The sequence below is a fragment of the Streptomyces sp. NPDC058576 genome, assembly GCF_042718715.1.
Classification (GTDB): domain Bacteria; phylum Actinomycetota; class Actinomycetes; order Streptomycetales; family Streptomycetaceae; genus Streptomyces.
In genome coordinates this window covers 116,903-137,035 of record NZ_JBHXPF010000011.1, presented here as the reverse complement: position 1 = coordinate 137,035, position 20,133 = coordinate 116,903, and the positions used below count along the sequence as shown (strand labels likewise).

The 20,133-nt window shown below is 70.4% G+C and carries 7 protein-coding genes and 1 pseudogene; 2 read left to right on the top strand and 6 right to left on the bottom strand.

The features are described 5' to 3' along the window. Positions 1–8 precede the first annotated feature (8 nt). Positions 9–1,184: an RNase A-like domain-containing protein gene (locus ACFWRV_RS11855; RefSeq protein ID WP_384332055.1), complete on the bottom strand. Its 1,176-nt coding sequence runs from the start codon at positions 1,182–1,184 to the stop codon at positions 9–11. A gap of 232 nt (positions 1,185–1,416) precedes the next feature. On the opposite strand from ACFWRV_RS11855, the gene ACFWRV_RS11850 reads away from it, so the two are divergent. Beyond that, positions 1,417–1,803, top strand: coding sequence for a WXG100 family type VII secretion target (locus ACFWRV_RS11850; RefSeq protein WP_384332052.1), 387 nt, complete (start codon positions 1,417–1,419; stop codon positions 1,801–1,803). Positions 1,804–1,885: 82 nt separating this feature from the next. Beyond that, positions 1,886–2,092, top strand: a pseudogene (locus ACFWRV_RS11845) (ATP-binding protein); the annotation flags it as partial. Between the two features lie 598 nt (positions 2,093–2,690). Here the strand turns inward: ACFWRV_RS11845 and ACFWRV_RS11840 are convergent. The 5 genes from ACFWRV_RS11840 to ACFWRV_RS11820 are packed head-to-tail and all read right to left on the bottom strand — an operon-like array spanning position 2,691 to position 20,132. After that, positions 2,691–3,344, bottom strand: coding sequence for a 4'-phosphopantetheinyl transferase family protein (locus ACFWRV_RS11840; RefSeq protein ID WP_384332049.1), 654 nt, complete (start codon positions 3,342–3,344; stop codon positions 2,691–2,693). A 4-nt stretch (positions 3,345–3,348) separates the two neighbouring features. Then, on the bottom strand, positions 3,349–4,113 hold the full coding sequence (locus ACFWRV_RS11835) for a thioesterase II family protein (RefSeq protein ID WP_384332046.1): 765 nt from the start codon (positions 4,111–4,113) through the stop codon (positions 3,349–3,351). Next, positions 4,113–9,950, bottom strand: coding sequence for a beta-ketoacyl synthase N-terminal-like domain-containing protein (locus ACFWRV_RS11830; protein ID WP_384332043.1), 5,838 nt, complete (start codon positions 9,948–9,950; stop codon positions 4,113–4,115). Before ACFWRV_RS11830 ends, ACFWRV_RS11835 begins: the two co-directional genes overlap by 1 nt. A gap of 49 nt (positions 9,951–9,999) precedes the next feature. Further along, a complete protein-coding gene (locus ACFWRV_RS11825) occupies positions 10,000–13,242 on the bottom strand; it encodes an amino acid adenylation domain-containing protein (RefSeq protein ID WP_384332040.1) in 3,243 nt (1,080 codons plus the stop codon). 50 nt (positions 13,243–13,292) lie between these two features. Beyond that, complete coding sequence (locus ACFWRV_RS11820; RefSeq protein WP_384332037.1) at positions 13,293–20,132, bottom strand: amino acid adenylation domain-containing protein; 6,840 nt, start codon at positions 20,130–20,132, stop codon at positions 13,293–13,295. Between the last annotated feature and the right edge of the window lies 1 nt (position 20,133).

Here is a 20,133-nt window from a genome sequence, read left to right as displayed (position 1 = left end):
GGCTTTCGCTAGGGCTTGGAGGGCATCGACGTCATGACAGTGAACGGAGGGTTGCGGCTGCTGTCGTAGCGGATACGCGTGTCGACACCGCTCACGCCGTACGCCTTGGCATTCAGACTGCCCTGCTTGTACCCGGACAGAGGGGCGTTGGGGTCCACCGGCTGCTTACTCACTATGCGGCCACTGGTCTCGCCGCTGGGCACCGTGTCGTAGAACGACTTGACGTCGCCGTTGGAGGCGGGCGGAGGCCCCTTGATCCATGCCTCGATGGCGGCCTTGTTCGTGTTGAGGTTGCGCTCGGTCAATTCCTCGGCGCGCTGGTAGCTCGGGAAGGCGGAGGAGCCGCTGGGCATCGGCTTGCCGTGGGGCCAGGACGCTGTCGGGCCGCCCGACTGCTGGTCACGCAGGCGCTGCGCCAACTGCTCGTCCGTCTTTCCGACGTGCTTGTCCAAAGTATGGCCATTCTCCATATATTCGTTGGCAGCGAGATTCAGGTCGTAGTTGCCGTTCGAATCAACCTTCAGCCAGACCTTCGAGTCCTTGAATTCCTCCAGGGCCCGGGTACCGAAGCCGTGCGCACGGGCGACGCCGGCCTCGAACTTAGGGGCGCTGCGGTACGCCTCGCCCAGCGGCCCGTCCAGCGCCCTCATGCGGGTGGTCAGACCGTCCAGGATGCCGGTGTATTTGGCGACGATCCCGTTCAGCTTGCCGGTGTCGAGGTTCAGTACCGTCTTGACGTCGAACGACAGGAGCAGGCCGGCGCCGCTGCCGAGGAGAGATGTGGCGGCACCGAGCGCGCTCTTCAGGTTTTTGGGCTTGGCCAGGTCCTCGATGATGTCCTTGGCGGCTTTCCACATGGCGCGGTCGAGCTCGTCCTTGACGTCGCGGTTCAGGGCGACGGCGGCTTCCGCGTACTCGCGCAGGATGGTGGCGATGTCATCGGCCGTGTCTTTCACTACGGCCAGGACGGGCTGACTCCCTGTGGGGACGCGTGGCGTGCCCGGACCGGAGTTTGCGGTCTGCGCCCACTGGTAGCCGTGCCGACGCTGCCCCCAGGCCGTTCCTCCCCAAAGGGCGCTGCAGAAGGTCCGCATCGCGGCCTCCCGCTCGGCCTGCTGGTGGTTGGTGATGGCACCGACAGCCTGGGTGAGTTGGTCCGCCCCCAGCGATGCAGTGACGGACACTCTCATCCAGCTGCGGCAGAGCGAGTTGAGATAGTGCTGTTCCGGATAGGCGTAAACGTCTGCGGAGTCCGTGCGGGCATCGGGTCACGTATCTGCCCAATTCGAAGCATGGCCCCTCGGCGGCAGAGGTGATAAAGGTGCGCGTGTGCGTGACACCCGATGCCTGTGAAGTCGTGTTCGTGTTGGTAGGGTTGGTCGGCTTGCAACACAGGTTCAAACGTGGGGGACCGGCATGGGTGATGAGCCCAAACTCGCCTATACCTCGTCGCAGTTGAAAAAACTGGCGGACGATCTGGATGACATGCGCGAGTATGTCGGCAAGCAGTTCAAGCGCATGGACGAGATCGTCGACGGCATCGAGACCGGCTGGCAGGGCCCCACTGCCACGTCCTATCGATCGCTCCACCGCGGCGCCGCGGAGGATGCCGTTCGCATTGGGCTGACCATTCAATTCCTGGCGGAGGCAATTCGTCTGAGCGAAGGCGGCTTCACGGACCAGGAGCTCGAGACCCTTGAACAGTTCCGCAGAGTCCAGGTCGACGTCGACATAGAAGCAGCCGCGGACGCCTTGTCAACTCCGTCGCACCAGCCGCCGCGCAGTCGCCTGCAAGACCTCTGAAGCACAGAGAGTGTCCCCTCGACACGGTCCGAGCTCCTCCACAATGCCGTCTCCGGACGTGATCGGCCGGGTGTGACCGCCTGTGCCGCGCACCGGCCATGCGCAACCCTTCGCGGCTGAGTTCCTCCAGCGGTTCAGCTTCACCCAGCGTTGCGCGCACCTTGCCCGTCGGCTCTTGCTGCACCAGCTCGACGCATGGGGCGTGCCGCACGGCAGCGAGGCATCCGGCGCCACCGCGCTGCTCGTCGCGGAACTCGCAGCCAACGCCGCCCCGCACGGCCGTGTTCCGGCCGGTACATCGAGGTCGCCGCTGGGGTCCTCGGTCGGACCCTGTTTCCCGCGCGTTGCCCCGGCCCTACGTGCCGATCCGGCGCAGGCGAGGAGCGTCGCGTCGTTGGTGCGGGTTGTCCAGGCGGGCCGCGAGGTGGTCGACGTAGTCCTGGAGTCCGGCGTGGCCGGGGCGCCTCGGGCGGCTTCCCCGAAACAGCGTTGCGCAGCTAGGAGAAGACGGCGCGTGTCATGGTCCGGGTCGGACGGACGACGTTCGGTCAGGGCGGTGCGAGCACATCAGGACGAGGTCACCGGTCTCCTGCGGCGTCGCGATGGCGATGCAGGCCGCGCCGGGACAGGACGCCCAGAGAGCTCGGGCCCGCCGCCGTGGGTCGCTAGCTGGGTGTCGTGACCATCCTGCACCAGGAAGGGACGAGGTTTCCCGCGCAGGCCCACGGAGGTACGGACACCGTCTCGCCCAACGAGGTGGGACGCATCTACTCTCCCTCGACTCCGAGGAGAAGCGGTTCATCGTGAACCATGTGGGACTGCACCTGTAGCCGGCCCCTTGAGCCGGCTACGAAGGGCGCCTGACCTCCGGGTGCCCCGTCTCCCGGTCAGCAGACGGCGAGGAGGTCCTCGGCCGCGGTGTGCCGGAGGTCGATGGAGCTGTCGTCCTCACCGCACTCGGCCAGCCAGTAGTCGCATTCGTGGGGGATCTGCTTCAAGAAGAGGCCGGGGGCCGGAGAGGGGCTGGCGGGGTGGGTGCTGAAGGAATTCAGGGGTGTGGTCAGGCCGCTTCCTACACACTTGAGATAGCTCTCCTTCAATGTCCAGATCTGGATCAGGCGCCGGGCCCGTTCCGCGGGCGGTGCGGCGGCGACGTAGGCGTGTTCGTCCGGAGTGAAGCGGTGGGCGATGTCGCGGGTCCCCGCGTCGACGTGCTCGATGTCCACGCCGATCCGCTTGCCGCTCGTCGCGCACACCACCCACCTGCCGGAGTGCGACAGGCTGAAGTGCAGGTCGGGGCGGTGGGCCAGGTACGGCTTGCCGAATCTGTTGCGGGACAGGGGCAGCTCGTCCTCCCGCAGTCCGTGGTGGACGAGGAGGGCGTAGCGCAGCAGGACCCCTGCGGCCAGGCACCGCTTGCGGTCGTCCGGGAAGTGGTAGTTGTCCGCGCGTGCCCGCCGGTCGGCCGGTACGGCCCGCCGGAAGCGGGCCGTACCGGTGTCCGGGAGCCGGTCGATGTCGAAGACCAGGACCGTCGACATCGAGTCACCGGCGCCCGGGAGCGGTCGAGGGCGCCGGGAGAGTGAAGTCGGGCGAGGCGGATGCGAGTTGCCAGCGGGTGTGGATCCGGGACTCCATGAGTCCGGCCATCTCCGCCCGGTGCGCGTCGTGGAAGAAGTGTCCGCCGACGTACTCGAACACCTCCAGCGGCGCGTCGGTGTACTCCGCCCAGGGGCCCGAGGTGACCGCGTCCTCCCGGCCCTGCATGAGGACGATCGGACACCGCAGCTTCTCCCTCGCCGTGTCCACGTAACCGCCCATCAGCCGCAGGTCCGCCTCGATGACCGGTGCGATGTACTTCACGAAACCGGCATCCCGCAGGATCTCCTCGCCGACGCCCCCGTAACGTCGCAGCACGTCGTTGAAGCCCGCCGTCGAGTCGAGGTCCCGTACCCGGGTGAAACGGGAGCCGCTCGGCGCCGAGGAGCCCGAACCGAAGTACACCAGCGGGGGGTTGTCCAGGCGCTCCTGGCAGAGCTTCGCGACCTCGTAGCCGATGATGCTGCCCATGCTGTGGCCCCAGACGGCGTACGGGCCCCGGAACACGTCGGCGAACTCGGCGAAGATCTCTCCCGCCAGCAGTTCCACCGAGGAGGGCATCGGGGTGCGCAGCCGGCGCTCCCGGAAAGGGTACTCGACGATGCGCAGGTCGATGCCGTCCTGGAAGGTGTGCCGCCACTTTCCGTAGTAGAGGGCGCCCGCACCGGCGTGCGGAAAGCACACCAGGGGGATCTGTCGCACATCGCTCATCAGGAACTCCTCATGCTGGTCTCGTGTCGTGCCGAGCGATCCCGCACGAGGCGGCGGGCTTCCTCGGCCAGAATGCTGCTGATCTTCTCGGGCCCGTCCGCCCAGCGGGACATGACGAACAGCTCCAGGCGGCCGTCGCCGGTCCTCGCCGCGCAGAAGCAGTCGGCGTAGCCGTCCGCCCCCTCGGTCCCCGACGGCTGGTCCAGCGCCGCTTCCCAGGCCGCGTCGTACTCCCCCTCCGCCTGACCGGCGAAGTTGAACACGCACGAGGCCCGGCCTCCCAGCCCCTTCGTCGCCGCCACCGCCTCGTGGTGGGCGAGGCGGGAGCGCACGTCGTGGCCGAGGTCCAGGAATCCGATGTGGTGTCTGCCCAGGGCACGGATCTTGTCCTGGACGGCAACGGCCAGACCGTCGTCGTAGCCACTGCCGTCCACCGGGACCACGAGCGGCAGGCTGTCCAGCGCCATCCCGATGACCTCACCGAAGTCCTCGTCCCCGAAGCTGCGGGCGCGGACCACGAGCTCCGCCGAGACCTCGTCCACGGAGAGCAGCCTGGCCACCGTCCGCGCATACAGGTGCAGTGCCAGCGAGAACGGCTCGGCCTCCGTGCCGTCCGCGTCCCGGAACCCGTCGAGATCCACGACGTGGCGGACCCGGTGCGTCGGACCGCCCGCATACGGGGCCGACCTCTCCAGGATCGTCCTGCCCGCGCGGGCGTACCGCCGGAGGTCGAACTTCTCGATGATCCCGGCGGCCGTGATGTTCACGGGGCCCTGGCGGATGCGGCGTTGCAGGTGCCGGAAGCTCTTCGCTGCGGGCATCGCCCGGCCGGTGCCGGACACCAGCTCCTCGTACCGCCTCAGCAGGTCCGTCCTGAGGGTCTGGCCGGAAGCCGCGTCGAAGATCGAGTGGTCGAAGCGGAACAGCAGTTCGTGGGCCCTCTCGTGGTACGTGAGGAGTGCGACCTCGTAGAGGGGCTTGTCCAGGAAGTCGGTGGCCGGGCTCCACTCCCGGCCGACGATCCGGGCCCGTGCCCGTTTCTGCTGCGCGGGGGGCAGCCCGGACAGGTCGGCCCTCGGCAGCGCGATGCTCGTCGGGGCCTCGAACTCCTTCCACCGCAGCCTGCCGAAGGAACGCGTCAGAAAGCTCCGCAGGAGTCCATGCCGTCCGATCACGTCGCGCAGCGCGCGCTCCAGGGCGTCGGCATCAACGGGCTCGTCGAACTCCAGCACGTAGAGCTGGAGTCCACTGCCGCTCGCGAAGTGGTGCTTCTGCATGGCGGTCACCGGATAGGTCCACTTCACCGGTTGTCCGGCGAGAGCGGTGCGCAACTGCCGGGTGTGCGCGTCGAGTGTGCGGAAGACGTCGGCCAGGTCGGGGGCGGGGTCGTCGGCGGGGTTGTCGGTGGTGACTTCCGGTGCCCCGGCCTCCGACGTTTCCGCGGGGGTCGCCCCGGTGGCCGCTGCGGGCTCTCCCTCGGGCTCCTCCCGCGTGCGCGCGGCGAGGAAGCGTGCCAGGGCTTCGATGCTGGAGTGGTTGTAGACCTCTCCGGCGAGGACCTTGTGGCCGTGCTCCTCCAGCACGCTGAGGAAGCGGACCAGTCGGACCGAGTCCAGACCGATGTCGAAGATGTCGTCCCTCGTGTCGATGTCGTCGAAGCCGAGCAGATCCGTCAGTTCCCGTCGCATGAGCGTGGTGACGTCCTGCTGCCCCTGCTGCGGGCCATCGCCCGCCGACGAGCCGCTTTCCTCCCCGGGCTGCGGAGGCACCGGCCGCAGAGCCGTGATCTCCATGCCGTGATACGCGACCGGGATGCCGGAGTCGCACAGCCGTGCCAGCAGCCGCAGCGCGGAGAAGCCGTCGTCGACGACATGCGCGAAGGAGTAGAGCCTCGTCACCGCCCCCGTCTGCCGGAGCGCGGCGTCGATCAGCTCGTTCTCGGCGAACCAGCGGGTGACCCCCGCGTCCCAGCCGTGCCGGTCGAGTTCGGGCCGGGACAGGATCTTCAGACCGGCCCCCCGCCGGCCGGCCGCGTCGCGCAGCGCCCCGGCGAGCTCTCGCCGTTCGGCGTGCCCGAATCCCTCCCCCTCTCGGGTGTGCGGTGTGTCCCACAGGACGATCTCGTCGATCCCGTCCAGCTCGTGCAACCGTGCGGCCGCGGTCGACGTCACCGTGGACCAGGTCGCTCCGGTGACACCCTCCGCGACCGTGATCCGCCCCGTGCCCTCATGGGCCCGCGCGGGCAAGCCGTCCGTGCCGATGGGCAGCAGGTGGACTGCCCGGTCCAGCGGGCCGGAGGCCAGCGCCGCCAGCACCCGCCCCGTGTCGCCGGACCGGCACAGGACCGCCGTCCGTCCGGTGCGGGCTCCCGGGGGCTCCTGGTGGCCGGGCAGCGGAGCCATCACCGGTGTGAAGCGTTCGCCCCCGGTGTAGCGGACCGCGGCCTCCTGGGCACCGTCGCGCCGCAGTTCGCGGCGCAGGCCCTCGCGCCACGCCGCCCGTCCTCCGCGGCCGGTGAGCGGCGCGTCGCAGCGCAGCACCCGGGTCCGCAATCCGGGCACCTCGTGGTTCAGGCCGATGATCCGGGGCAGGAAGTCGGGCCGGTTCCGCAGGTGGTCGCCGCTGTCCAGGAGCAGCAGCTCCGTCACTCCGGGGTTCCGCATCCCGGGCGCGGCCGCGCACAGGTCGCGTGCGAGGCGCACGGCGGCGGCGTGGTCCTCACGATGGATGAGGAAGGAGTCACCGGCGAGGGCGTTCGTGTCCAGGTCGTCGAGGAGCTGCCGCAGGTCCTCCGGACGGTCGGCGCGGACGACGGCTCCCGAGGCGCCGTCGAACCGGTATGCCGCTCCGAACGTGACGTACAGGGTCCGCCAGTGGGGCAGTTCCTCCAGCACCCGCCGCAGCTTCGGGGCGTTGTCGGTGAAGACCACCGGCAGCCGCGGCTTCTCCCTCTTGCTCAGCCGGGGGAGCAGGGTCCGCGACCAGGTCAGGGCGAGTGCGGGGCCCGGGGCCGCGGAGGCGGCGGACAGGGAGGCCGTGACGCTGTTCGTGCCCGGTCTTCCCTCCGCCACGCCGGGACTCGCGCCCCCTCCGGCCGGGTGGCCGGCGTGGTCGCCGACGTCCGCGAGCATCCGGTGGAACTCGGTCACGTCGACCGGGTACTCGGTCCTGTCGAAGGGGTAGAGCGGCAGCTGGAGCTTGCGGTGCGGGTGCGCGCTGTGGAACGCCCTCCAGTTCAGCGCCACCCCGGCCTCCCACAACCTGCCCACCACGCGGGCCAGATGCGCGTCGTCGCCGAGCGTCTCCATGCGGTGGCGCAGCATGTTGACGGCGGTGACGTCTCTGCCGCTCGCGCGGCCGATGGTCCGTACGAAGGACGACAGCGTCTTGCCGGGGCCCACCTCCACGAAGAGGGAATCCCCCCGGGCCAGCACCGTCTCGACACTTTCCTCGAACAGCACCGTCCGCCGGATGTGGGCGCAGTAGTACTCGGGGTCCATGGCCTCCTGCGGCGTGATCCACGTGCCGGTCACGTTCGACACGTACGGAATCCTCGGCGGACCGAACGTCACCTGCCGCGCCACCTCGCGGAACCCGTCCAGCATGCTGTCCATGTACGGGGAGTGGGCCGCGTGCGCGAGGTCCTTGACGCGGTTGAACTCGATTCCGCGCTCCGTGCACCGCTCCTCGAACTCCCGTACGTCCGCGATCGATCCGGAGACCGTGCAGTCCTGCGGGCTGTTGACCGTGGCGATCACCAGGCCGTCGGGCAGCAGCGCGGCGACCGTGCCCCGCGCCGCCTTCACCGAGGTCATCGCGCCTTCGGGAGTGGCCGCCATGAGGCCTCCCCTGGCCTGCACGAGGCGGATGCCGTCCGCCAGGGAGAACACCCCGGCGACGCAGGCGGCGGCCAGTTCGCCGGTGCTGTGGCCGATCATTCCCTTGGGCGTGACGCCCCACCCGATCAGGGTCCTGGCCACGGAGTACTCCAGCATGAACAGAACGATCTGAGCCGTCTCCATGGAGTTCAGCCGCTTCTCCGTGGAGGCGTCGTCGCCGAAGAAGACCTCGCGGGGCACCGGGTTGCCCGAGGACTCCGCCAGGGAGAAGCACTCGTCGAGGTGAGCGCGGAAGTCCTCCTCGTGCGCGTAGAGGTCGCGGGCCATGCCGAGGTGCTGGGAGCCCGTGCCGGTGAAGAGGAAGTGGACGCTGCTGCGGGTGGCGCGCCCCAGGTGCGCCGGTCGCTCGTCGGCGTCCAGGGACTCCCGCAGGCGCGCGGTGAGCCGGCCGACGTCGTCGAAGTCCGCGGCGTAGCGGTAGGGGAGCTGCCGCTGGCGGTTCTGGAGGGTCCAGGCGAGGTCGCCGCCGTCGGTGTCCGGATGTGCGGCGAGGTGCTCGGCGACGTCTCCCTTGAGCCGTACGAGTGCGTCGGGAGAGGCGGCGGACAGGACGAAGGTGTGGTGGCGCCGGGCGGCGGAGGTGGGGGCCGGGCGCTTCGGGCGGGGGGCTTCCTCCAGGACCACATGGGCGTTGGTGCCGCCGATCCCGAACGCGCTCACGCCCACCCGTACCGGCAGCGCGTGCTGGGCGGGAGACTGCTTGCGCCGCAGTTCCTCCTGCTGTCCCACCACGTAGAAGGGGCTGCCGTCGAGGCTGATGACGGGGTTGAGTTCCTCGAAGTGGAGGCTTTCCGGGACCGTGCCGCTCTCGACGATCTTGCACGCCTTGATGAGCGAAGCCACTCCCGCCGCGGTGTCCAGGTGGCCGATGTTCGACTTCAGCGAGCCGATGCCGACGGTGCCCGCGGGGCCGGGGCCGAATGCCTTGCGCAGCGCCTCGACCTCGATGGGGTCCCCGAGAACTGTTCCGGTTCCGTGCGTCTCGACGTACGACAGCTGGGCCGGGGTCACCTTGGCGACGCGGTGCGCCTTGCGGATGACCTCGGCCTGGCCCTCGATGCTCGGCGCGGCGTAACCGACCTTGCGGTTGCCGTCGTTGTTGGTCGCCGAGCCCTTGATCAGCGCGTAGATGCGGTCCCCGTCCCGCAGGGCGGTCTCCAGGCGCTTGAGCACGACGGCTCCCGCGCCGTTGCCCTCCACCGTGCCCGCCGCCGACTTGTCGAACGCCCGGCAGCGGCCGTCGGGGGAGTGGATCATGTTGGGCTGGTAGCGGTAGCCGCGCCGGTGCGGGAGCGTCAGGCCGCTCCCGCCGGCCACGGCAATCTGACAGGCGCCGGTCCACAGATACCGGCAGGCCATGTCGACGGCGACCAGCGAGGTCGAGCAGCCGGTGTGCAGCGCGAGCGCGGGTCCCTTGAGGCCGAGGGCGTAGGCGATCCGCGTGGCGGCGAAGTCCTTGTCGTTGAGCTGCATTCCGGCGAACAGCATCCCGGACCGGGACAGGGCCGTGCGCAGGGTGTGCGATTCCCAGGGCACGTTGTTCGTCGCTCCCAGGAAGAGCCCGATGGACTCACTGCGCCCCTCCGCCGAGTATCCGGCGTCCTCCAGGGCGTGGTAGACCTCCTCGTGCAAGGCCCTGACCTGCGGATCCAGCATCGACGCGTCCGCAGGGGTGTAGTTGAAGAACGTGGAGTCGAAGCTCTCCAGGCGCGGGAAGACGCCCCGGGCCGGGACGTAGTTCCCGTCCGCGAGGTCCTCCGGGGAGACTCCCGCCGCGATCAGTTCCCCGTCGGTGAAGCGGGACACCGCGTCGACTCCCTCGACGAGGTTGCTCCAGAAGTCGTCGAGGTTCTCGGCACCCGGGAACCGCCCCGCCATCCCGATGACTGCCAGCTCCAGCCCGGTGTGGCCGCGCTCGGATTCCTTGTGCTCAGGCACTGTCGTGTTCCTCTTCCCGCTTCTCGCTCAGTCTTCTCGTCCTGCTGCGTCATTCGTCGTCGAAGTCGAACTGGGTCAGCAATCGGCCCGCGTTCAGCGCCTCTTCCTCCTCGCGCTCCTCGGCGGACGCCTCCTGGGGGCTGCCGACGGGGCCCCCTTCGTCCGGGCCCGGGGCGTCGAGGGCGGTGGCCAGGGCGGAGAGCGAGGTGTGCTCGAAGAACAGGGGCACGGGCACCTCGCGGCCCAGCCGCTTGCGCAGCCGGTTGCTGAGGGTCACCAGGTTCAGCGAGTTCAGCCCGAGGTCGAAGAAGTTGCGGTCGCTGTCGAGGGCGACGCCCGGCAGGAGGTCCGCCACGAGGGCGAACAGCGTCCGCTCCGTCTCGGTCGCGGGACCACGGGGCATCGTGCGCCCGGCGGCGGCCGGGGCCGGCGGACGCACCGTCTCCAGGAGGCGGCGGTCGACCTTGCCGTTCTTGGTGAGGGGGAACTTCTCGACGGGCACCAGCACCGCCGGCACCAGATATCCGGCGACCACAGCGGTGAGCGCCTCCCGGACGGCCTCGGGCCTCAGCGCACCGCCCGGGCCGTCAGGGCCGCTCGCGCCCTCGGACAGGTAGTACCCGCGCAGGCTCTTCGCCCCGTTCTCCTCGACCGCGAGGACAGCGGCTCCGGCCACCCCGTCGACCGACGCGAGTGCGGACTCGACCTCCCCCAGCTCGACCCGGAAGCCGTTGATCTTGACCTGGTCGTCGGTGCGTCCCAGGTACTCCAGGACGCCGTCGGGCAGTGCGCGGACCAGGTCACCGGTGCGGTAGAGGCGCTCGCCCGGCAGGGCGGGGACGGTGACGAACTTCTCACGGTTCAGCTCCGGCCGCTCGCGGTAGCCGGGCGAAAGCCCCTCGCCGCCGAGACACAGTTCGCCGACGGCCCCCGGCGGCAGGGGATTGAGCCCGTTGTCCACGACGTGCGCGGAGGTGTGGTTCAGGGCCTGCCCGATGGGGATGCGCTCCCTGTCCAGGTCACCGGCGGTGATGCGGTGGACCACGGAGAAGACGGTGTTCTCCGTGGGGCCGTAGCCATTGCTGACCCGGATGCCCGGGCAGGCTTCGAGCAGCTTGGCCGTGTGGTGCTTGGGGACCGCGCTGCCTCCGACGAGGAGGTGCTCGAGCGGGCGGAAGATCTCCGGGCCCCGGTCGCACAGTTGCTGGAACAGGGGCGCGGTCAGCCACAGGGAACGCACCCGGTGACGGGTGAGCAGAGCGTGCAACCGGCCGCCGTCGAGGACGTCCACCTCATCGGGCAGGATCAGCTTCCCGCCGAACAGCAGGGTCCCCCAGATCTCGAAGGTGCAGGCGTCGAAGGCGGGCGAGCTGGTCATCAGGACGACCTGGTCGTCGCCGAACGCGAAGTACGTCTGGTCGGTGAAGAGCCGCTGGACGTTCCGGTGCGTGATGTGGCAGCCCTTGGGCCGCCCGGTCGAGCCCGAGGTGTACATCAGGTAGGCGATGTCGTCGCTCGTTCCCGAGGCCCGGGTGAACTCTGCTTCGCTCTGGTGGAGTTCATCGACGCGGACGGCTTCCACGCCGTCCGGGACCAGTGCGGCGAAAGCGCCCACGGTGCACAGATGGCGTACGTCCGCGTCGTCGAGGACCTGGGCGATCCGGGGGGCCGCGTCCTTGGTGTCGACGGGTACGTAGTGGTTGCCGTTCTTCAGCACGCCGAGCATCGCCGCGATCAGCTCGGGGCGGCGGTCGGACAGCACGCCGACGCCCGTGCCGGGGGCTACGCCGCGTTCGCGCAGCCGGCGGGCCACGGCGTCCGACCAGCGGTCGAGCTGACGGTAGGTGAACTCCGCGTCCCGCCACACCAGGGCGGTCCGTTCGCCGTGGGCCGAGACGACCGCGTCGAAGTGGTCGACCAGGGACGGCTTCGCGGCGAGCGGCGTCACAGCCGCGGGAGCGGCCGTGGCCGGCTCCGCGATCCCGATCCGGCGGACCAGGACCTCCGGGTCGCCGACGGCCGCCGCCAGCACGCGGACCAGGGCGGCCTGCAGCGTGTCCAGTACCTCCGGGGCGTACAGACGGGCGTTGTAGGAGAAGGTCACCCCGAACTCCGCGAGCGGGGTGACCACCACGTGGAAGTCGTAGTCGGTCCGCTCGAAGACCTCGACGTTCTCCAGCCGCAGGCCCTCGTCGCCCGCGCCGAAGTCCTGGAGCTTCTCGATCAGCGGGTAGTTCTCGAAGGCGACCACGTGGTCGAGCAGGGCGTTCCTGAGCGGCGTGGCCGCCTGCACCTCGTGCAGCGGAAAGTGCTGGTGCGGGACCGCTCTGCGGTATCCGTCCTGCACGCTGCGGCACAGGTCGGCGAAGGAGGTGTCCCGCGCGGTCCGCACCCGGACCGGCTGGGTGTTCACGAAGAGGCCGACCATGTCGCCGACGCCGTCCAGGTCGATGTCCCGGCCGGAGACCACGCTCCCGAAGACGACGTCGTCGGTGTAGTGGAACTTCTGCAGGACGACGCCCCAGGCGGCCTGGAACACCGCGCTCTGCGTCACGCGGCTCTCCCGAGCGAAGCGCTTCAGCCCGTCGTACAGCTCGTCCGGCAGCACGAACCGGTGGGTGGCGGCTCGGAATCCGTCGGCGGTGCGCACGGCGGGCGGCCCGGCGGGCCGCTCGTAGCCGTCGAGTTCGTCCGTCCAGAACCGGCGGGCCTCTTCCGTGCCCTGCCGCCCGGCCCACTCCACGTAGTCGCTGTAGGGGCGTACCTGCGGGTGCCGGGCGGCCGTGCCCGTGCGGACGAGGGAGTCGTAGTGGCCGAACAGGGCTCCGAACAGGGGGCCCAGCGACCATCCGTCCAGAATGATGTGGTGGAAGGTGAGGACGAGGTGCCACCGCCGGGGGCCGGTGCGGATCAGCGTGGCGCGCAGGAGCACGTCCTTGCTCAGGTCGAAGCCCCGGGCGCGGTCGGCCTCCTTGAACGCGGCGAGCGCGTGCGCGGGGTCGGGGGACGCCGCGTGGTCGAGGACGTCGAGCGGGGGCGTCCATTCCTTCATCACGACCTGGTACGGGTGGTCGGTGTTCCGGAAGGAGAAGACCGAGCGGAGGATGTCGTACTGGCGCGACAGGGCGGCCAGCGCCTCGCGCAGGTGACCGGAGTCGATGTCGCCGGCTCCGGTGAAGTCGAACTGCTCGACGTAGGCGTCCGACGCGCCGTCGGCCACGTAGGTGAACAGCATTCCCTTCTGCATCGCGGCGAGGCCCGATATCGACTCGATATTGTTCTTTTCAACCATGAGTGAGTACGTGTCCCGTTCGGAGTCCCAGTGCCCTGAGGGCTCGGTGCCTAGATGTCGTCGAGGAGGTCGGCCAGAATGTCGTCGACCACGTGCCGGTCGATCGAGGGGGCGTGCACGACGGGCCCGTCCGTGTCCGTCAGCACCTCGCTGACCTGGTGGAAGGAGGCCCGGATCGCCTCGGCGACGGCGGGCCCGGTGCCGTTCCGCGTCCACGCGCGCGGATGGCGGACCTCGACGACCACCTTGTCGCCCGTCCGGTGCGCTGTGATGTCCAGGACGCACGGCGAGCGGTGGGCCGCGTCGGTGGTCAGGTCCCTGGCCAGGTGCGTGACGCCGACGTGGCCTTCGGTCTGGTCGCCCAGGTAGTTGAAGCTCACCTGCGGGCGTACCCGCGCCAGGGTCGCGTCGTCCCGCCCGCCGAACCGCAGCAGCGGGCCGAAGCCGACGCCCTTCGCGGGGAGGCGGGCGAAGGAGTCCCGTACCGAGGCGACGGTCTCCCGGACGTCGTCCGCCACGTCCACCAGATGCGGGAAGGTGCTGGTGAACCAGCCCACCGTACGGCTGAGGTCGTGCTCGTGGGCGAGGGGTTCGCGGCCGTGCCCCTCCATGGTCAGCAGGACCTGGTTCCGGCCGCACACGGTGCTCAACGCCCGGGCCACCACGGCGACCAGCACGTCGGCGGGGCCGGCGCCGTGGCTGCGGCGCGCGGCGTCGAAGAGCGATGCGCCGTCCGCCGTCGTCACCGTCAGCCGCAGCAGTTCGGCGTCGCTCTCGCCGCGTACGAGCCACTCGTCGTCCGTCTCGAACAGCGGCCCGGTGTGCTCCGCCCGCCGTGCGAGTTCCTTCCAGTAGGGGAGCTGCGCGTGGAAACCGCCCTCCTCGGTGTGCCGCCGCAGCTCCGCGGTCCACGCGGGGAAAGGCATGGTCTTCGGGGGAAGGACGGAGCCGGGGTCGGACAGGCAGGTGAGCAGGTCCTCCACCAGGATTCCCCACGACACCACGTCGACGGCCATGTGGTGCACGGCGAGGGCGAGTTGCCGCCGCTGCTTGCCCAGCCCGGTAGCGAGGGCGACGACGGCGCCGCCCTGGACGTCCACCTGGGCCTGGAGATCGGCGAGGTACCCGGGCAGGTCCGCCTCGGCCAGGTCCGCCGGAGCCTCCCGTACATGGAGCAGCCCCGCAGCGTCGACGTCCCTGATGCGCAGACCGCCGAGGGCGTCGATCTCGATCCGCAGCATGTCGTGGTAGCGCACCAACCGTTGGACGGCCGACGCCAGCCGCTCGGTCGGACAGGGGGCGTCGAGCGTGATCAGCAGGCTCTGGTTGTACACCTGTGCGTGGTTCTCGGGAACGGCGAGGAAGTCCTGCTGCACGGGACCCGGCAGGACCGGACCGGACAGCGGCTCCTGGGGGTGGCCGGGGCCGTGGGAGGCGGCCGGGGCGGTGTCCGCCGCCCGCTGGGCGAGCAGACGCGTCGTCTGGTGCTCCAGCAGGTCCATGGCCCGCACTTCGATGCCGTGCTCCTTCAACTTGGCCACGATCTGCATGGCCTTGATGGAGTCGCCGCCCAGTTCGAAGAAGTTCGCGTCGATGTCGTCGACCGGGACGCCGAGCACGTGTGACCACGCGGCCGCCATCCGCTGCTGGAGTTCGCCCACCGGGCGGGCCGTCGATCCACCCCGGGTGGCCACGGGCTCCGGGAGGGCCGCGACATCGACCTTGCCGTTCTTGTTCAGCGGCACCTTGTCCGTCGCCACGACTAGCGGCGGCACCATGTAGTCGGGCAGCCTGCGCCGCAGCGCGGAGCGCAGCCGTGAGCCGTCCCGCTCGGCCTCGTCGGAGTACCGCACCCACAGGCACAGTGTCCTGCCGCCGGCGCCGGACGCGTGAACGCCGGCGTGGGCCCACCCGACGTACGGCTCGGCGAGGGCGGCGGCCTCGATCTCGGCCGGTTCGATGCGGTAGCCGCGCAGTTTGACCTGCTGGTCGACGCGGCCGTGGTAGTAGAGCAGGCCGTTGCTCCGGAACGTGGCGAGGTCGCCGGTCCGGTAGAGCCGCTCACCGGCGAACTCGGTTGAGGTGACGAACCGTTCCTCGGTCAGTTCGGCGCGGTTGAGGTAGCCGTCGGCGAGGCCGGAGCCGCCGATGTACAGCTCGCCTACCGTGCCGATCGGCACCGGTCGCATCCGGTCGTCGAGAACCCGCAGCGAGGTGCCGGTGATCGCGTTGCCGATCGGGATCGCGTCGTGGTCGTCGAGCGTGTCGAAGACGTGCACGGCGGCGAACACCGTGGTCTCCGTGGGGCCGTAACCGTTGGCGATGCGGCCGGGACCCAGCAGGTCGAAGGCCTTGCGGATGTGCGTGGGAGAGGCGGCCTCGCCCCCGCAGATCACCCGGCGCACCCCGGTGAGGGCGTCGGGTGCGTAGTCGACCAGCGTGTTGAACATCGACATGGTGATGAAGAACCGGGTCACCCCGTGCCGCCGGATGGTCTCCCCGAGCCGGTGCACGTCCAGCACGGACTCCCGGTCCGTGACGACGAGCGAGGCCCCGTTCACCAGCGCCGCGTACATGTCGTAGACGGAGCCGTCGAACGAGTAGTCCGAGAGCAACAGGAAGGTGTCGCTGGGGTCGGCGTCGGCGAAGGCGGCCCGGTGCGCCACCCTGAGCACGCCCCGCTGCCGGATCAGGGCGCCTTTGGGGGCCCCGGTGGTGCCGGAGGTGTACATGATGTAGACCGGATCGTCCGCGCCACCGGGCAGGCCCGGGTCGGCGGTGCCGCCGTCCGAACCCGGCGCGGCCCTTCCGTAGTCCTGCACGTCGGTGAGGGCCAGGATCCGCAGGCCCTCGGACGCGACGCCGGCTGCCGCCGGCAGGCGGGCTGCGGACGCGAGCAGGACCCCCGCTCCGGAGTCCTCGACGATCAGCCGCAGCCGGTCGGCGGGGAAGCCGGTGTTGAGCGGGACGTAGTGGCAGCGCGCCTTCAGTACGCCCAGGATTGCGGCAACCATGTCGAAGGAACGGTCCATCAGCAGGGCGACCGGGGATCCGGGAGCCGAGCCCTGCTGGATCAGTCCGTGGGCGATCCGATTCGCGCGGGCGTTGAGTTCGCCGTACGAGAGGCGGCCCTCGCCGAACGAGCCGCCGTCCGCGTGGCTTTCGCCGCTGATCAGTGCGGCCTTGTCCGGGTCGGCCGACGCCCGGTCCTCGAAGAGGCGGACGATGTCCCGCCTCCCGACGGGTCCGGCCGGGCCCTCGGCGATCCGCCGCAGCAGCTCCTGCTCCCGCGCGGGGACGAGCGCGAGCCCGTCGAGCCGGTCGCCGTCCTCGGCGGTGATCACGGAACGCAGCAGCTGCTCGTAGCGCTCGGCCCAGAGCGCGATCGTCTCCGGCCGGAACAGGGAGGTGGCGTACTCCCACATCAGGACGAGTCCGTCGTCCGTCTCGCGGGTGCTGAGCGTCAGGTCGTACTTGGCGCTGCCGTCGTCGTACGGTACGAGTCGCTCGCCGCGCATGCCCATGTCGGCGTTCTGATGGACGAAGCAGACGTCGAACAGCGGTCGCCGCCCGGGTTCGCGCGGCGGGGCGAGGTCCTCGACGATGAGTTCCAGCGGGTAGTCCTGGTGCGCGAACGCGTCGAGCACGGTCGACTTCAGCGCGCGGAAGAACGCGTCGATCCCGGTCTGAGGGCCGGCGGAGAGGCGCAGCGGCAGCGTGTTGACGAACATGCCGATGAGACTCTGGTACGTCAGGTCGGGGCGGCCCATGACCGGCGCGCCGATCACCATGTCGCGCTGCCCGCAGACCCGGGACAGCAATTGCTGGAACACCCCGAGGAACAGCATGTACGGGGTGATGTCGTGCGCGGCCGCCCAGCGCTTCGCGGCGTCGAGCAGCGGACCGTCCAGGGTGGTGAACAGCTTCGCGCCCCGGGCCGTGATGGTGTCGCTCCTGCGCAGATCGGTGGGGAGGCGCAGGACGGGCGGCTCCTCGGCGAACACGCCGGCCCAGTGCTTCCGCTGGGCCGTCAGGGCGCCGCGCTCCTGACGGCTCAGCAGCTCGCCCCAGGCGGTGCGATAGCTCTTCGGCAGCGGAGGCAGCGGCGTTCCCTCCGCGACGGCGGCCAGTTCACGGAACAGGACGCCCATGGACGCGCCGTCGGTGACGATGTGGTGCATGTCGATCGCCAGGCACGTCACGCCGTCGTCGAAGGCGAAGCACGCGGCACGCAGCAGGGGTGCGGTGTCCAGCCGGAACGGGCGGACGAAGTCCCGCATCTGCGCGCGGGCCAGGCTCTCGTGGCTCTCGCCCGGTCCGGGCGCGGCGAGCCGCCGCGTTTCCACGGAGACCGGGGCGTTCGGGTGGACCCGCTGGAAGGGGACGCCGTCGGCGGTGTGGAACGTCGCGCGGAGACTGTCGTGCCGGGCGACGAGCACCCGTAGCCCCGCCTCCAGGGCGGCCGCGTCCAGGGTGTCGCGGCGCACCACGAGACCGCCCTCGTTGTAGGCCACCGACTCCTCGTCGCGCCGGCTCGCGAAGAACACGCTGCGCTGGGCGGCGGTGAGGGGCAGTTCGTACGCCTCCGGCTCCGGACCTCCGGGGACTTCCGGTGCGACGGGGAGGGGCTCGGGGTCGCCCAGGACGGACCGGACGAGGGCGTCGGTCAACCCGTGCTCCCGGACCACCGCTTCGGCGAAGTCGTCGAAGACCCGGTCGGCCAGCAGCGTGGCGGGAGGTATCTCCAGGGCGAACACGGCGTTGAGGGTCTGGGTGATGCGCAGCGAGGAGATGGAGTCCCCGCCCAGGGCGAAGAAGTCGTCCGTGCCCCGGACCACCGGGTAGCCCAGGACGTCGGACCAGACCCGGGCGAGTGCTCGGCGGGCGGGGGCGGGGTCCTCCTCGCCGTGCAGGCGCGACGGCTCCGACAGCGGGTTCGGGTCCTCCGCGTCCGGCGGCTCGGCGGCGTCGACGAGCGCGGGGCGGGTGCTCTCGTCCCACAGCCGTACGTGGTGGAAGAGCTGGGCCGGCAGGGGGACCCGGCGGGCGTCGGCGTCCTGGTGCAGGGCGGCGAACGGCCGCGGCCGGGCGGCGAACCAGCCGGTGACGGCGTCCGCGAGGTGGCGGTACGGCTCCGGGAGCGGCGTGGCGGCGGGGCCGCGCAGGACGCGGAACCGCTCGGTCTGCCCGTCCCGGTCGTTCGTCCGGGTCCCGCAGCCCGGGGTGGTCCTGCCGCCTCCCTCGTACGCCCGTGTCACCTGGCTGAGTCCCTCGCGCAGCCCCGCGCGGCTGTCGCACAGAACGACCGCCCGCACCGGCTGGTGTTCGCGGCCGGTCTGCACGGTGAAGCAGACGTCGTCGAGTCGGTACTCCGGATTCCGGTCCAGGTGGGCCAGGTGCCGTGCCGCGGTCTCGGCGAGGAGTTCCTCGTTGCGTGCGGAGAGCGGGAAGAGGAAGCCGCCCGACGGCTGCGGGCGGGGAGCGGCGGCGGGTGCCTCCTCCAGCACGACGTGACAGTTGGTCCCGCTGAGACTGAAGCTGCTCACCCCTGCCCTGCGCGGCGTCGTGGACTCCCAGGCGCTCGTGCGGTCCTGGACGTAGACGGGGGACCGCGGGAGGTCCAGGAGGTCGTTGGGAACGTCGAAGTGGAGCGAGCCGGGGATGACCCCCCGGTCGAGGCAGAGGAAGACCTTGATCAGCGAAGCCAGGCCGGCCGCGCCGACCAAGTGCCCGATGTTGGTCTTGACCGAACCCAGCCCGCAGAACTGCTTCTTCGCGGTGAACTCGGCGAACGCACCGGTGAGCCCCTTGATCTCGATGGGGTCGCCCAGGGCGGTGCCGGTGCCGTGCGCCTCGATGTAGGACAGCGTCTCCGGCGGGATGCCTGCCCGCTTCCAAGCCTTGACCAGCAGCTCCTTCTGCGCCTTGGCACTGGGGGCGGTCAGGCCGTTGCTGCGGCCGTCGTTGTTGACGGCGCTGCCGAGGACCACGCCGTAGACGTGGTCGCCGTCGGCGACGGCGCGCGACAGGGGCTTGATGTACACCCCGGCCACGCCCTCGCTCCACACGGTGCCGTTCGCGCCGCTGTCGAAGGCCCGCACCCGGCAGTCGCCGGACTCCGCGCCGTCTCCGATGCTCGTCGGTGCGAGCAGCAGGTTGACGGCCGCGACGAACGCGGTGTCGCAGTCGCCCTGCCGCAGCGCTTTCACGGCCGTGTCCAGGGCGACCAGCCCGGACGAGCAGCCGGTGTCGACGACGGTGGCCGGCCCCCTCAGGTTCAGGTGGTAGGCGAGGCGGCTGGCGAGGATGCCGGACCAGGAGCCGGTGAAGGCGGAGAAGTCCCGTTGCGAGAGGAACTGGAGGTAGGAGGTGCTCATCCGGTGGGTGTGGTCGTTACCGACGAAGATGCCGACGTTCGCCCCGTACAGCCCGCTCTTGGTGTACCCGGCATCCTCCGCCGTCTCGATCAGGACCTCCATCAGGTTCCGGTGGTACGGGTCGATCTCCGTGGCGACCTGCGGCGGGATGCCGAAGTACTCGGGGTCGAAGAGGTCGATCCGCTCCAGGTAGCCGCCCCTGCGGAGCCGGGACGCGGTGTCCACCCTGCGCAGGTCCTCCTCCCGCGCCTTGGGGAAGTCCCCGATGTGCTCGCGGCCTTCGAGGAGATTGGCCCAGAACGCCTCCTTGTCCGGTGCTCCGGGGAAGCGGCAGGCCATGCCCACGACGGCGACCGGCTCGTCGCCGTCGCGGGCCTGCTGCGGAGTGCCGATCGCCTTGATGAACTCCTTGGCCAGGCCGACGTCCAGGCGGTCGTCCTTGACCTGGAGGAGAAGGAACTTGAGCAGTTCCTTCTTGACGTCGGCCTTCGTGCCGTCCGGTGGTGTCGCCATG